The organism is Rhodococcus pseudokoreensis (assembly GCF_017068395.1).
GTDB lineage: Bacteria > Actinomycetota > Actinomycetes > Mycobacteriales > Mycobacteriaceae > Rhodococcus_F > Rhodococcus_F pseudokoreensis.
The window spans coordinates 919356-933465 of record NZ_CP070619.1 but is presented as its reverse complement, the minus strand read 5'-3'; the positions used below and the strand labels follow the sequence as shown (position 1 = coordinate 933465).

Sequence of the window (14110 nt, the reverse complement as noted above, 5' to 3'; positions counted from 1 at the left end):
GAGCATTCCACGCGCACGCGGTCAGCGAGTGTGGACGAGCGTTTTCGGTGCGTGTGCGGCGACGACCCCGGAGAGCGCCATGACGAGGAGGGCTGAAACAGCGATGAATTCCATGTGATTCAGCGTCGTCCCGGAACCCGTGAGCAATGTGGGCGTTGCCTGTGAGCTCCCTGGGAACTCAGACTTTCGGGCTGTAGTGCTGGGGGTCGTCGCGCCGGTCGACCGGGGGAAGATTGCGCCGGGGCGTGTGGACGAGCGGTGCGTGCGCGGGGGCGCGGCCGGTCTCACGGTCCCAGCCGGCGCGGGCGCGCGGATGGTAGCGGTACCGCCGGGGGACGAGGCGGAAGGCGGCGTTCACGGCGCGGCCGACGACTGTGTGCAGGCGCTCGTCGCGGGTGGTCCAGCGGTAGCCGAGGAGTTCGCGGACCGGTGGGTCGTACATGCCGACCGTCAGCCACACGAAGCCCCTCGCCACCGGGATGCGGAGGATCGCCCACACCGGGCCGGGCAGCCACGACAGGAACGGGGGAGCGCCGAGCCCGGACAGGTCGAGGACGTCGCGGGTCGCCTTGTTGTCCTCGAGCACGTTGCGGCACATGTGATCCCAGTACTCGCAGAACGCTTCCCAGGTTTCCGGGACGGGGCGCATGCTCATCCCGTACAGGCGGTACCACTGAATGTGCTCGGTGAAGAGGCGGCGCTTCTGGTCCTCGGTGAGGCCACCCATGAAATTGTCGCCGGTGAGGATGGTGCCCATGAAGAACGTGGCGTGCGCCCAGTAGAACGTGTCGGGGTCGAGGGCGTGATACCTGCGGCCGTATTTGTCGATCCCCTTGATGTTGTCGTGGTATCCCCGGACCTGTTCCGCGGTCTGCTGGGCGCGGTCGCCGTCGAAGACGACGCCGCCGATCGGGTACAGCGACCGGTAGAGCCGCTCCCACCGCTCGTCGAAGAAGCGGGAGTGTTCCTCGACTCCGGCGCCGAGACCGGGGTGCATGTTCTGCATCGACCCGGCCCACACGCCCTGCAGCATTCCGCGCCAGTCGCCGAAATACTTCCAGGTCAGCGAATCGGGGCCGAGGGGTACGGGAGCTGAGGCCGGGACGGGCGTACCGTCCGCGTTCAAGTGACTACGCACGTTGTCAGACTAGGATCTGACAACACGCGTAGTCAAGGATCGGGGCGAGAAGAGTGACGCTGGAGGACCGGCGGGAAGCACGGCGGAAGTCGCTGCTGCGGGCGGGCGTCGCGCTGCTCGGTGCGGCGGACGGGCCCGCCGTGAACGTGCGCGCCGTCTGCCGCGCGGCATCGCTGACCGAACGGTACTTCTACGAGTCGTTCCGGGACCGGGACGAATTCGTGCGCGCCGTCTACACCGCGGTGGGAGACGAGGCGCAGGCCGCTCTCGTGGCGGCGGTGGCGTCCACCGAGACGGCACGGGAGCGCGCCGAGGCGGCCGTGGACGCGTTCGTGAAACTGATGGTCGACGATCCCGCCATGGGCCGCGTCCTGCTGCTCGCGCCCTTGTCCGAGCCCGCGCTGAGCAGGCGGGGCATCGACCTGATGCCCGGCTTCGTCGGACTCGTGCACGACCAGCTCTCCGCCGTCGACGACGAGGTGGAGAAACAACTCGTCGCCGTCGGGGTGGTCGGCGCCCTCACGACGCTGTTCATCGGATATCTCGACGGAACTGTTGCCGCGTCGCGCGAGCAATTCGTCGCGCATTGCGTCACTCTGGTGGTGGAGGCAAACAAGGCCGGCCACGAGTGAGGTGCGCATGCCGTTCCAGGTGTCCGTGGACGATCCGACTCGCCCGCAACCCGAACTCCGGGTACTCGACCGCAAGTTCTTCCAACTCGTCGGCGAGTTCGTCTACGTCCACGGCGACACGGTGGTGACGGTGCCCGGCTGCGCCCCGATGCCGTGCCTGCTCCGCACGGATCTCGCGTCGATTCCCGCGCCGCTGCAGGGTCTGCTCACCCCGTACGGCCGGCAACTGCTTCCCGCGATCATGCACGACGACCTCTGCAAGCGTGCGAGCGCGCTGGGGCCGGAGGGAAACACGCTGCGACGCCACGCAGACGAACTGTTCCGGCTCGCCCTGCTCGACGAGGGCGTCGGACCGTTCCGCAGCCGCATCTTCTGGGTCGGCGTCGAGGTCGGCCGGTTCTGGACGTTCACCGATGTCGCCCGGTTCCTGCTGATCACGCACCAGGTGCTCGGGATGCTGTGCTGGGTGGTGGGCGTGCCGTGGGCCGTGGCGACCTTGCACTTCGGCCTGGCCGCCCTGTTGCTCGTGCTACCGGTAGTGCTGTCGCTTGTGTGGCGCAGAGATTTTCCCGTCGCCCTGCTCGGGTGCATCCTGTTGCCTCTGATCGCGCCCACGTATCTGCTGACGATCGGCACCGCCGCGGTGCTGTGGGTTCCGGACGGTGCCGCCTGGTTGCTCGGCCGCAGGCGCACGCGCCGACCTCCGCCGCTCGGGCCGCCGACGACGGTCCTGCGCTAATCCACCCTCGGTGGTTGGCAGTACGTGCAGAAGAAGATCTCCTGGCGGCCGAGGTCGTGGCCTTCGATCACCGTCCCGCAGCGGCGGCACCGTTGTCCGGCGCGCCCGTATACCCACGGCCGATGACGGATCGAGTTGTTCTTGTCGGCGTGAATCATGCGATGTGCGAGCGTGACCATGGCGGGCAGGTCGGTCACCTCGGCCGCCGGAGTGTACGGGTGGACGCCGCGGAGGAAGCAGACTTCGTTGCGGTACACGTTGCCGAGACCGGCCAGATTGCGTTGATCGGTGAGGGCGAGACCGATGGGCTGCTCGCCGGCCGCCCGCAGATTTTCGATCGCCGTGCCGGCATCCCAGTCCGGCCCCAGCAGATCGGGTCCGAGGTGGCCGACCGCGGACTCCTCGTCGTCACGCCGGAGGATCTCGGTGATGCCCAGCGAGAATCCGACCGCCACCCGGTCTTCGGTGGCCAGCACGATGCGCGCCTGGTGCGCCGGCCGCCGCCACCTCGAGTCCGGCGCGTAGATGTGCCACGCGCCCTCCATCTTCAGGTGCGTGTGGATGGAGTGGTCGCCAACCCGGATGAGGAGGTGCTTTCCCCGGCTGACCACCTCGTCGACCACCTCACCGGACAGGTCGACGGTTGCGTACCGGGGCACCCGCACGTCGCACCGGGTCAGGACCTCGCCTTCGAGGGCGTCGCGCAGCGAGTTGGCGGTGCGCCAGACGGTGTCGCCTTCGGGCATGTCAGGCCCGCAACCGGAATCCGCGTGGAGTGGGCGAGAACCCGGCCTCGGTCAGGATCGGTGCGAAGTCGCTGCCGTGGATGGTGTCGCCGTCCACCTTCTCGACCACGATCCTGTCGATGCCACCGCGCTTGACGACCCCGGCGAGCGTGACGGCCGCGGTGCGGAGCACACCCGGGTCGTCGGTGAACGTGAGGACGGTGCGGCCGCCGCGTTCGACGAACAGGATCAGTTCGCCCTCCACCAGCACCACCAGTCCGCCGGCCTTGCGTCCCGGCCGGTGCGCGGGCGCGTCGTCGCCGCGCCGCGGCCACGGCAGCGCCGCACCGTACGGGTTGGCGGGATCGCTGGCGGCGAGCGTCACGGCGGGCAGCGTGGTGTGCCTGCCCTCGAGCGAATCGCCGTAGCTCCGGAGCCGGTCCACCACGGGCGGAGTGGAGAACTGGGCTCCGCCGAGCGACTCGACGAAATGGCCCCGCCGGCAGCGGCCGTTGTCCTCGAACGTGCCCAGCACCTTGTACATCAGCGCGAAGCCACCGGGAACGTTCTCGGTCATCACGGACCCGCGGGTCACCACCCCATACCGCTCCAGCAGCAGTTCGGCCGTGGCGCTGGCCCGCAGCGTGGCATCGGATTCGGCGGCGGGCAGAATCGACCACCGTCCCCCGACCGTGGGCGGCGCGGTGCGCACCGGCACCGTCAGACTGCGATACGCGCGGGCGCGCGGGGGACGCCGCGGCGACCGGTGGCTCGTGGTGGTCCTGGACGTGTCCGACAGCAGGGCACGCACCGGGGCGAGGGTGTCGTTGCCGATGTGACCCAGCCACACCAGATCCCACAACGCAGTGGCCAGCGCGGTGTCGTCGGACATCTCGAGGGTGTCCGCGAGTTGCCGGAAGAAGTACGCGCCGCCGCCGGACAGCGTGTCGAGCACCCGGCTCTGCACGTCGGTCAGGTCCGATTCCGTCGGCGTCGTCAGCGTGAGCGGTGCGGCGTCGGCGGGGTGGAGGCACACCCACCCGTCCTTGCCGGAGATGCTGCCCGCCCCCGACCACAGCACCTCACCGGTGGACGTGAGTTCGTCGAGCATGGCGGGGGAGTAGTCGGCCACCCGGGACGGCAGGATCAGTGACTCGAGTGCCGACGCGGGAACGGGTACGCCGGCAAGCTGTTCCACGACGGTCGCGACGCCGTCGATACCGCGCAAAGTGCCCCCGACGTGCTGCCAGGCCGGGAGGAAGCGGCCGAGCGTCGCCGTGCTGACCGGTTCGACCTCCTGACGCGCCGCGGCCAGAGAGCGCCTGCGCAGGCGACGCAGGACTTCGGCATCGCACCATTCGCTGCCCGTCGCGCCGGGGCGGAACTCGCCCTCGACCACCCGCTTGCCCTGCGCGAGCCGCTGCAGCACGTCGCGGGCCACCGCCGAACCGAGACCGAAACGGGCCGCGGCGTCGGTGACCGTGAACGGGCCGTGGGTGCGGGCGTACCGGCTGATCAGATCGGCCAGCGGATCGTCGACGGGTTCGATGAACGCGGCGGGAACACCGATCGGCAGCGGCACGCCGAGCCCGTCGCGCAAGCGTGCCGCATCCTCGATGGCCGTCCACCACTCGTGACCGGCGAACGACACGCCGAGCGCCCGCTTCGCGCGCACGAGTTCGTCGAGCCAGGGGGCGGGATCGGCGGTCGACCGTGCGGCGACCTCCTCGGAGGTCAGCGGCCCCAGCAGGCGCAGGAGGTCGGCGACGCCCTCGAGGTCCTTCGCCTTGCGGTCGGGGAGCAGTCGCTGGAGTTCGAGTTCGGCGCGGGCGATGACGTCGGCGTCGAGCAGTTCGCGCAGTTCCACCCGGCCGAGCAGTTCCGCCAGCAGCGTCGAGTCCAGCGACAGGGCCGCGGCCCGGCGTTCGGCGAGCGGGCTGTCGCCCTCGTACATGAACTCGCCGACGTAGTTGAACAGGAGGGCCCCGGCGAACGGTGACGGCGACTGCGTCTCCACCTCGACGATCCGGATCTGCCGTCGTGCGAGCCTGCGCAGCAGATCCTTCAGCGCCGGCAGGTCGTACACGTCCTGCAGGCACTCGCGGACGGTCTCGAGCAGAACCGGGAACGTCGGATACCGGCGGGCCACGTCGAGCAACTGGGCGGACCGCTGCCGTTGCTGCCACAGCGGCGCGCGTTTCCCCGGGGTTCGGCGGGGCAGCAGCAGCGCCCGGGCCGCACACTCACGGAACCGGGACGCGAACAGCGCCGACCCGCCGACCTGTTCGGTGACGATGTCCTCGATCTCGTCGGTGTCGAAGACGAAGAGATCGGCTCCCGGCGGGGTGTCCTCGGTGTCGGGGAGGCGCACGATGATGCCGTCGTCGGACGCCGTCGCGTTCGAGTCGAGGCCGTAACGCTCGCTCAGCCGGGCGCTGACCGCCAGCGCCCACGGCGCATGGACACGCTGGCCGTACGGCGAGTGCAGGATGAGGCGCCAGTCGCCGAGTTCGTCGCGGAACCGTTCGACCACCAGCGTGCGGTCGGTGGGGACCTGCCCGGTCGCCGTCTTCTGCTCGGTGACGAGTTGCACGAGATTGTTCGTGGCGTTCTCGTCGAGCCCACCGGTCCGGCAGCGCTCCTGCACCTCGGTCTCGTGCCCGAGCGAGATCTCCCGCAGGAACTGCCCCAGCGCCTCGCCCAGTTCCGCAGGCCTGCCCAGACCGTCGCCGTGCCAGAACGGCAGCCGCCCCGGCTGGCCGTAGGCGGGGCTGACCAGCACCCGGTCGAAGGTGATCTCCTCGATCCGCCAGCTGGTGGCCCCGAGCGCGAAGACGTCACCGACCCGCGACTCGTACACCATCTCCTCGTCGAGTTCGCCGACGCGGGACGCCTTCTCGCCGACCATGTAGACCGTGAACAGACCGCGGTCGGGGATGGCACCGCCCGACGTGACCGCCAGCCGCTGCGCGCCGGGACGTCCGGTGAGCGTGTTGGCCTCGCGGTCCCAGACGAGGCGGGGCCGGAGTTCGGCGAACTCGTCGGACGGGTACAGGCCCGCGAGAAGGTCGAGGGTGGACTCGTACGCCGAGCGCGGCAGCGTCGCGAAGGAGCCACTGCGCCGGACCGTCTCGAACCAGTCGTCCACGTCGAGCGGTTCGAGGGCGGTGGCCGCCACCGTGTGCTGGGCGAGGATGTCGAGCGGGTTGGCGGGAACCGCGAGTGCCTCGATCTTGCCGGTGACCATCCGCTCGACGGTGACGGCGCAGTGCACGAGATCGGTGCGGTGCTTCGGGAACACCACACCCCGGGAAATCTCCCCGACCTGGTGTCCGGCGCGGCCGACGCGCTGCAGACCGTTCGCCACGGACGGGGGCGCCTCCACCTGGATCACCAGATCGACGGCACCCATGTCGATTCCGAGTTCGAGGCTGCTCGTCGCGACCACACACCGCAGCCGCCCCGACTTCAGGTCGTCCTCGATCAGGGCCCGCTGGTCCTTGCTGACCGACCCGTGGTGGGCGCGGGCGAGCAGCGGGTCCGCACCGAAGTTGACCTCGGACGGGGTGCCGATCTGCGAGGCCGGTTTCGGGTTCTTGTCGACGGCGGTCCCGGCGCGTTCGGCGTAGATCTCGTTGAGCCGCGCGGTCAGGCGCTCGGCGAGCCGCCGCGAGTTCGCGAACACGATGGACGACCGATGCGCCAGGACGAGATCGACGATCTGCTCCTCGACGTGCGGCCAGATCGACCCCGCCTGCGGGGTCGCCGACGCCGAACCCTCGGCGGGCTCGGCGAGGCCGAGTTCGGTCATGTCCTCCACCGGAACCTGCACGGTGAGGTCGAACGTCTTCGGCGACGGCGGTGCCACGATCCGGATCGGCGCCGAACCCGACAGGAACCGGCCCACCTCCTCGTGTGGCCGCACCGTCGCCGACAGTCCGATGCGCTGAGCCGGGGTGTCGAGGAGCCGGTCGAGGCGTTCGAGCGACAACGCCAGGTGCGCGCCGCGCTTCGTGCCCGCCACCGCGTGGACCTCGTCGACGATGATTGTGTCGACCTGCGTCAGCGTCTCGCGCGCAGCGGACGTCAGCATGAGGAACAGCGACTCGGGGGTGGTGATGAGGATGTCGGGCGGATTCTTGATCAGCGCGCGCCGGTCGCCGGCCGGTGTGTCGCCGGAGCGGACACCCACCGAGATCTCCGGCGGCGTGAGCCCGAGCCGCTTGGCCGTCTGCGTGATCCCGACGAGCGGGGCCCGCAGGTTGCGTTCGACGTCGACCCCGAGTGCCTTGAGCGGGGAGATGTAGAGAACCTTGGTCTTGCGGTCCTTCCCGTCCGTTGCGGCGAGTTGGTCGAGGGACCACAGAAACGCCGACAGCGTCTTGCCCGAACCGGTCGGCGCGACGACCAGCGTGTGCGCTCGGCTGGCGATCGACTCCCACGCACCGAGCTGCGCGGCCGTCGGGGCGGGGAACGCACCGTCGAACCACTCGCGGGTGGCAGCGGAGAACCTGCCCAGGACGTCGGTCACCGTTCCATAGTGCACCGGGGGTCCGACAGGCGGAGGGGACATGGTGTGCGGTCCGCCGAATGTGTCGGTGGGGCGCAGTATGATTCGAACATGAGTTCGACCGGGGGGTTGGCGGCGGATCAGGTGACGGAACACCTGACTGCGCTGGCTGCTGCCGTCACGGGACTGCTCGACGCCGATCTCACGGGTGTGTCGGATTCCGACGTGATGCTGATGATGCAGCAACTCGAGAAGTCCCTCCGCCGCGCAGGCGCGGTCTCGCAGCGGCTTATCGTCGAGAGTGTCGAACGCTCGCTGCCCGCGGCGCTCGGCTACAACTCGCCGAACAAACTCCTGGTCGACGTGCTGCGCGTGTCGGCGTCGGATGCGTCGGCGCGGGTGTCGGCTGCCCGCAACCTCGGCGCCTGGCACACGCTGTCGGGCGACGACTTGCCGACGGCACTGCCGGAAACGGCGGCTGCGCAACGCGACGGTGCCATCGGCCCCGATCACGCCCGGGCGGTCTCGAAGATCATGCGCAAGATCCCGCACGCCGTCTCGAATGCGGACGTCGCCGCAGCCGAAGCGATCCTGGCCGAATGCGCGCGTGGCGGCACCCCGGAGGACGTCGAGAGTGCCGGTCACCGACTGCTCGCCTACCTCGATCCAGACGGTCGTCTCACGGACGATCGCGATCGGGCACGCCGACGCGGCATCTCACTCGGTCGACAGGACGCCGAACTGATGTCGAAGATCTCCGGTGAACTCGACCCCACCGCGCGCGCCCTCCTCGACCCCATCCTCGCGAAATGGGCCCGCCCCGGCATGAACAACCCGGACGACCCCGAGTCGCCACGCGGCGACGCCGAGGATCCGTCGATCGACCGTGAAGCGTTGGTCGCGGCAGCGGCGCGGGACACGCGCACCGCGGCGCAACGCAACCACGACGCCCTCGGTGCGATATTCAGGGTCGTGCTCGAATCTCAGATCCTGGGTCGGCACCGGGGTCTGCCCGTCACGGCGATCATCACCATGACGCTCGATCAACTCGAGAAAGCGGCGGGCGGCGTAGCGACCACGGCCACCGGCGGTCTGCTTCCCCTCGACGACGCGTTGACACTCGCGGAGAACGCCCACCCGGTGCTCGTCCTGTTCGACCACGACGGCAGGCCCCTGCATCTCGGACGGCTCCGACGGGTGGCGAGCGCGGACCAACGCCTCGCTCTCATCGCCGCCGAAGGTGGATGCACGCGAGCGGGCTGCGCGGCCCCGGCCAGTATCTGCGCGGTCCACCACGTAGAAGAGTGGCGCCACGGTGGGCGCACCGACATCGACTCGCTGACGCTCGTGTGCGATGCCTGCCATGCCCGAGTGCACGACGGGCCTGCAGGCTGGGCGACCAGCAGTGCGTCACCCGGTGACGCGTACGCGGGACGCACCGAATGGATACCGCCACCACACATAGACCCGGACAGAAAACCGCGAATCAATCACCGGCACCACTCCGGTGAGCTGATCGACCGTGCCCGCCGGAGGCTCCGCGACCGGGTGCGCGCCGAGGACCGAGTGCCGTAGCCGAGGCCTGTGTTCACACCGTCGCGAGATCCGCGGCGGGTACTGCCGGAGCGAACGACGGCGACGGCACCTCGACGGCCACGAACTCGACGCCGGTGCACGGGATCCCGCAGCGGCCAGGACCGTCAGAGCGGAGCGAGGCGGGCCCGGAGGAGGCAGAATTCGTTGCCTTCGGGATCGGCGAGGACGTGCCAGGGCTCGTCCCCGGTCTGGCCGATGTCGGCCGGGCGTGCGCCGAGTTTCAGGAGGCGTTCGAGTTCGGCGTCCTGATCGCGGTCGGTGGCGTTGACGTCGATGTGCAGCCGCGGTTTCCCGGGTTCCGGTTCGTCGCGGCGGCTGAGGATGATCGTCGGCTGCGGGCCGCCGAACCCTTCGCGGGGCCCGATCTCGATGCTTCCGTCGCCCTCGCGGTCGAGCACCACGAAGTCCAGGACCTCGCACCAGAACCGGGCCAGCGCCTCGGGGTCGCGGCAACCGAGCACGAGTTCACTGATGCGGCATGCCATGGACGAAACCCACTTTCAGCTTGGGAACTGTCGGGATACCCGAAACGACGCGCTAGTCGCGGCCGAGGCGGTGCAGCAACGCGGACTTGATCGCCGGACGTCCCGCTGCGACGAGGGTGAAGGTGGCCTCACGCATCAGTCGTTCCGCCGTGTTTCCCGCGAGCAGTGCGGAACTTCCCTTCGCGGTGACGAGGGCGGTGGCGGTGCGGATGGCGAGTTCCGAAGCGCGGGCGCGCGCTTCGGCGATCTCCGCGCGGCCTTCGAGTGCCGCGTTCAGGTCGAGTCGTGCCCGGGCGGCCTGCTCCTCGAACGGGTCCGCGTCGACGCCGAGGGCGTGCAATTCGCTGATCGCCCGCCGGGTGATTCCCATCGCCATGCACCCGTTGATCCACGACCCGAACAGTTGGCTCTTCGCGAAGTCCTCGGGAGAGACGACGGCGCTCACCAGATCCCGCGGTACGGCGAGCCCGTCGAATTTCAGCCGGACCGTGTTCGACCCGCGTGCCGCGATCAGCGGAAGTTCCTCGGCAGTGAGTCCGCGAAGTGGTTGTGCGGGAATGATGACGTGCACGATGGAGTCGTCGAATTCGTCGCGCGCCGACACTTGGAGCAGATCGACGATGCCCCAGCCGGTGACGAACGGCGACACCCCGTCGAGCACGTAGCCGTCGTCGACGCTGCGTGCCCACAGGGTGGGCGGGACGGGAATCGCTCCGGCCAGAGCGACGCCGGCCCGCACCGTGCCGTCGACGAGTCCGTCGAGGTACCGATCCTGGAGGGTCGTGTTCGGCGAACCGGCGAGACCGGCGACGACGCCGTGATGCTGCATCCACGTGAACGCCGTGGCGAGGCAGCCGCCGCACAACGTCTCCATCACGTCGACCAGTACCGATGGCGGCACACCCTCTTCGCCGGGTGCCGCGAGTCCGTAGAAGCCGTCGGCGGCGAGTGTCTCGAAGTGACTGTCGGGAATCTCGCCGTCGGCATCGACGCTGTCGGCCACCGGGAACAGCACGTTCTCGGCGATCTCACGCGCCATCTCGGTCCAGTTGCTCACGCCCCGAGAGTAGCCGGTCGACGTCGCCGATCAGGTGAACTCCACCCCCTGCGCGAGCGGGAGTCGATCGGAGTAGTTGACGGTGTTCGTCGCACGGCGCATGTAGGCCTTCCACGCGTCGGATCCGGACTCGCGTCCGCCGCCCGTCTCCTTCTCCCCGCCGAACGCCCCGCCGATCTCGGCCCCCGACGTGCCGATGTTGACGTTCGCGATGCCGCAGTCGGAACCGTCTGCCGCCAGGAACCTCTCGGCCTCCCGCTGGTCGGTGGTGAAGATCGACGACGAGAGTCCTTGGGGCACTTCGTTGTGCAACGCGATCGCCTGGTCGAAGTCTTCGTAGGTGAGCACGTAGAGGATCGGTGCGAACGTCTCCTCTCGCACCACCGACGTCTGCGCGGGCATCCGGACGAGGGCGGGCGAGACGTAGTACGCGGAGTCGCTGCCACCGCTGCGTTCGCCGCCGCAGACGACGGTCCCGCCGTCGGCGCGGGCCTTGTCCAACGCGGTCTGCATCGCCTCGAACGCGGATCGGTTCACCAGCGGGCCGACGAGGACACCGTCGTCGAACGGGTTCCCGACCTTCAACTGGCCGTACGCCGAAGAGATGCGCTCCACCAATTCGTCGGCGACGGACGAGTGCACGATCAGCCGTCGCAGCGACGTACAGCGTTGTCCCGCGGTGCCTGCGGCGGAGAACACGACTCCCCGCACGGTCAAGTCCAGATCGGCGGACGGCGCCACCACTGCGGCGTTGTTGCCGCCCAGTTCGAGCAGACACTTGCCGAAGCGCGCGGCGACGCGCGGCCCCACGGCGCGCCCCATCCGCACCGAACCGGTGGCGCTGAGCAACGCGACGCGTGCGTCGTCGACGAGTCGTTCGCCGACGTCCCCCGCCCCCTGGATCAGGGCGTGGATGCCGGCGGGTGCACCGACGTCGCGGGCGGCGCGCGCCAGCAGGGCGTCGCAGGCGATCGCCGTCAGCGGCGTCCGGTCCGACGGCTTCCACACCACCGTGTCGCCGCAGACCAGCGCGACAGCGGTGTTCCACGACCACACGGCGACCGGGAAGTTGAACGCCGAGATCACTCCGACGACTCCCAGCGGATGCCACGTCTCCATCAGTCGATGTCCCGGACGTTCCGACGCCATCGTTTTGCCGTACAACTGCCGGGACAGACCGACCGCGAATTCGCAGATGTCGATCATCTCCTGCACTTCGCCCTGCGCCTCGGACGGAATCTTGCCTGCCTCGAGTGTGACCAGTTCCGCCAGATCGGCCTTGTGTTCCGTCAGAAGCTGACCCAGACGGCGCGCCACGGCTCCGCGTTGGGGGGCGGGGACGGAACGCCATTCGAGGAAGGCATCGTGGGCCGCGGTGATCGCGCGATCCACGTCCTCCGCGCTGCTCGACGTCACCGTGCGCAGTTCGGTCCCGGTGATCGGTGTGCGCGCGACGAGCGGTCCACCGCCGTCGGTGATCTCGGCGCCGCACCTGATCAGCGCTTCCTCGGCGCGTCGGCACAACTCCTCGGGGGCGGGAAGGTTCACGATGCTGTCCTCTCTCGGGAATGGTCCTGCTGCTGTCGGTAGAGCGTGAACGGGTCGTGCACGGCCCGGCCGAGTGTCTCGGAGAGCCACGCTAGGTGGTCGGGGCCGGAGTCGACCGGCATCGGCGGGAAGTCCTCGTAGAGGATGGGCTCCACGACGTGGCCGTCCCCGGTGCGGCGGTGGGCGAAGTACGCCAGTCCCTGCGCCTCCAGTTCCGCTTCCGTCTGCGGGAACTCGTCCGCCCCGCGGGTGGCGTACAGCGCCCGTCCCTCGGGTGTCAGTGCGATGCCGCGTGATTCCGCCACCAGGACGCCGCCCGGTGTGCCGGCGGCGCCGAACGACACCCGCCGCACGAGGACGTCCGCGCCACCCGCGCGCAAATGGTCGGTGCCGTCGATCCTTCCGAGTCCGTGCCGCGCCGCCCGCCCGCACAGTTCGTCGATGTCGAAGACCCGCGGTGCGAGGTGCACGACCCGCACGCCCGTGCGCCCACCGAGGCCGGCGGCGACGGGTGCGACCCGTTCGAGCGCGGAGAGCCAGGATCGGTCGGCCGCGGTGTCCGACGGTGCGAAGGCCGTGGCCGCGAGTGCGACGAACCGTTCCGCCGTCGGCGCCGTCAGCCCGCCCTCGTCGGTCGCGAGCGCGGCCAGGTGCAACAGCTCCGTGGGAAACACGCTGCGGGCGGCGAGGACATTCTCGAGGCGGTGCTGCAGATCGCCGTCGAAGAACCTGCGATCGTCGGTGGTGAGCATCGATGCGAGCATCCCGAACGGGTTGCGGGCCAGTTCGATCGGGTCGACGGGGCGGAAGACTGTCGAGACGACGGGCTCGGGATCGGGTGTTTCGCGCCGGTCGTAACAGCCGACGGGGTGCATCCCGAAGCCCGAGAACAGGATGGCGGCCTGACGCAGCTCCGTGGCCCCACCGAGATGGATCTCGCCGTGGCGCTCCACGGTGATCCGGGCGAGGCCACCCAGGCGTTCGGCATCGGCCGGGTTTCTCGCCGCGAAGTCCGCGTTGACCTCGTCGGCCACCTCGACCAGCGTGTCGTAGGCAGGCACCGTCCGCCCGTACGCCGCGCCCAGTGCGCGGGCGAAGCGGGCGCGGAGCTCCCACGTTTCAACCATGATGCACCTCCGCTGGGCTAGCCTGCGCTGGTGGTGGAATCTTTCCGTAGCGACGCACCCCATACTCCTCTCGACGACATCGATCGGGTACTGATGCGGGAGCTGGTGGCCGACGGCCGGGCGACTCTGGCGACCCTCGCCGAGAAGGCCGGGCTGTCGATCTCCGCGGTGCAGTCGAGGGTGCGCAGGCTCGAGGCCCGCAAAGTGATCCGCGGGTACACCGCGAAGATCGATCCGGATGCGCTCGGGCACGGCCTGTCCGCATTCGTCGCGATCACCCCTCTCGATCCGTCGCAGCCCGACGACGCGCCCGCCCGGTTGCGGACTCTCCCCGCGATCGAGGCGTGCCACTCGGTCGCGGGGGAGGAGAGCTACGTGCTGCTGGTGCGCGTCGCCTCGCCGCGGGAGTTGGAACACCTTCTGCAGGAGATCCGCGCCACCGCCAACGTCCATACGCGCAGCACGATCATCTTGCAAACATTTTACGACAAGTGAGCTCTGTGCCGGATATGTTGCCGAATCGTCGCCGACAGACAGGAATTTTGACGTAATC

The 14110-nt window shown here is 69.5% G+C and carries 11 protein-coding genes; 4 read left to right on the top strand and 7 right to left on the bottom strand.

Annotated features, from left to right (window positions below):
* Positions 1–178 precede the first annotated feature (178 nt).
* Positions 179–1138 carry an oxygenase MpaB family protein gene (locus tag JWS13_RS09805; protein WP_206005429.1) on the bottom strand — a complete coding sequence of 320 codons (960 nt, stop codon included), beginning with the start codon at positions 1136–1138 and terminating at the stop codon, positions 179–181.
* Between the two features lie 53 nt (positions 1139–1191).
* On the opposite strand from JWS13_RS09805, the gene JWS13_RS09800 reads away from it, so the two are divergent.
* Both JWS13_RS09800 and JWS13_RS09795 read left to right on the top strand, forming a co-directional pair.
* On the top strand, positions 1192–1770 hold the full coding sequence (locus JWS13_RS09800) for a TetR/AcrR family transcriptional regulator (protein ID WP_206005428.1): 579 nt from the start codon (positions 1192–1194) through the stop codon (positions 1768–1770).
* Positions 1771–1777: 7 nt separating this feature from the next.
* On the top strand, positions 1778–2509 hold the full coding sequence (locus JWS13_RS09795; RefSeq protein WP_206005427.1) for a DUF1353 domain-containing protein: 732 nt from the start codon (positions 1778–1780) through the stop codon (positions 2507–2509).
* Here JWS13_RS09795 and JWS13_RS09790 read toward each other — a convergent pair.
* Complete coding sequence (locus tag JWS13_RS09790) at positions 2506–3255, bottom strand: Fpg/Nei family DNA glycosylase (protein ID WP_206005426.1); 750 nt, start codon at positions 3253–3255, stop codon at positions 2506–2508. The genes JWS13_RS09795 and JWS13_RS09790 overlap by 4 nt on opposite strands.
* A gap of 1 nt (position 3256) precedes the next feature.
* Positions 3257–7765, bottom strand: a complete 4509-nt coding sequence (locus JWS13_RS09785) for an ATP-dependent helicase (protein ID WP_206005425.1) — start codon at positions 7763–7765, stop codon at positions 3257–3259.
* Positions 7766–7855: 90 nt separating this feature from the next.
* Here JWS13_RS09785 and JWS13_RS09780 point away from each other — a divergent pair, with 90 nt between their 5' ends.
* The gene (locus JWS13_RS09780) at positions 7856–9319 is read left to right on the top strand and encodes an HNH endonuclease signature motif containing protein (RefSeq protein ID WP_206005424.1); all 1464 of its coding nucleotides are present in this window, start codon (positions 7856–7858) and stop codon (positions 9317–9319) included.
* 125 nt (positions 9320–9444) lie between these two features.
* Here the strand turns inward: JWS13_RS09780 and JWS13_RS09775 are convergent, their stop codons facing one another.
* Genes JWS13_RS09775 through JWS13_RS09760 form a run of 4 tightly spaced genes read right to left on the bottom strand, consistent with a single transcriptional unit; the run spans position 9445 to position 13557 of the window.
* The gene (locus tag JWS13_RS09775; protein WP_206005423.1) at positions 9445–9825 is read right to left on the bottom strand and encodes a VOC family protein; all 381 of its coding nucleotides are present in this window, start codon (positions 9823–9825) and stop codon (positions 9445–9447) included.
* A gap of 52 nt (positions 9826–9877) precedes the next feature.
* A complete protein-coding gene (locus JWS13_RS09770; protein WP_206005422.1) occupies positions 9878–10882 on the bottom strand; it encodes an acyl-CoA dehydrogenase family protein in 1005 nt (334 codons plus the stop codon).
* Between the two features lie 30 nt (positions 10883–10912).
* On the bottom strand, positions 10913–12430 hold the full coding sequence (gene amaB, locus JWS13_RS09765; RefSeq protein ID WP_206005421.1) for an L-piperidine-6-carboxylate dehydrogenase: 1518 nt from the start codon (positions 12428–12430) through the stop codon (positions 10913–10915).
* Complete coding sequence (locus JWS13_RS09760; protein WP_206005420.1) at positions 12427–13557, bottom strand: 2-oxoadipate dioxygenase/decarboxylase family protein; 1131 nt, start codon at positions 13555–13557, stop codon at positions 12427–12429. Before JWS13_RS09760 ends, amaB begins: the two co-directional genes overlap by 4 nt.
* Positions 13558–13587: 30 nt before the next feature.
* Between JWS13_RS09760 and JWS13_RS09755 the strand changes: the two genes are divergently transcribed.
* The gene (locus JWS13_RS09755; protein ID WP_206005419.1) at positions 13588–14052 is read left to right on the top strand and encodes an Lrp/AsnC family transcriptional regulator; all 465 of its coding nucleotides are present in this window, start codon (positions 13588–13590) and stop codon (positions 14050–14052) included.
* Positions 14053–14110: the final 58 nt, after the last annotated feature.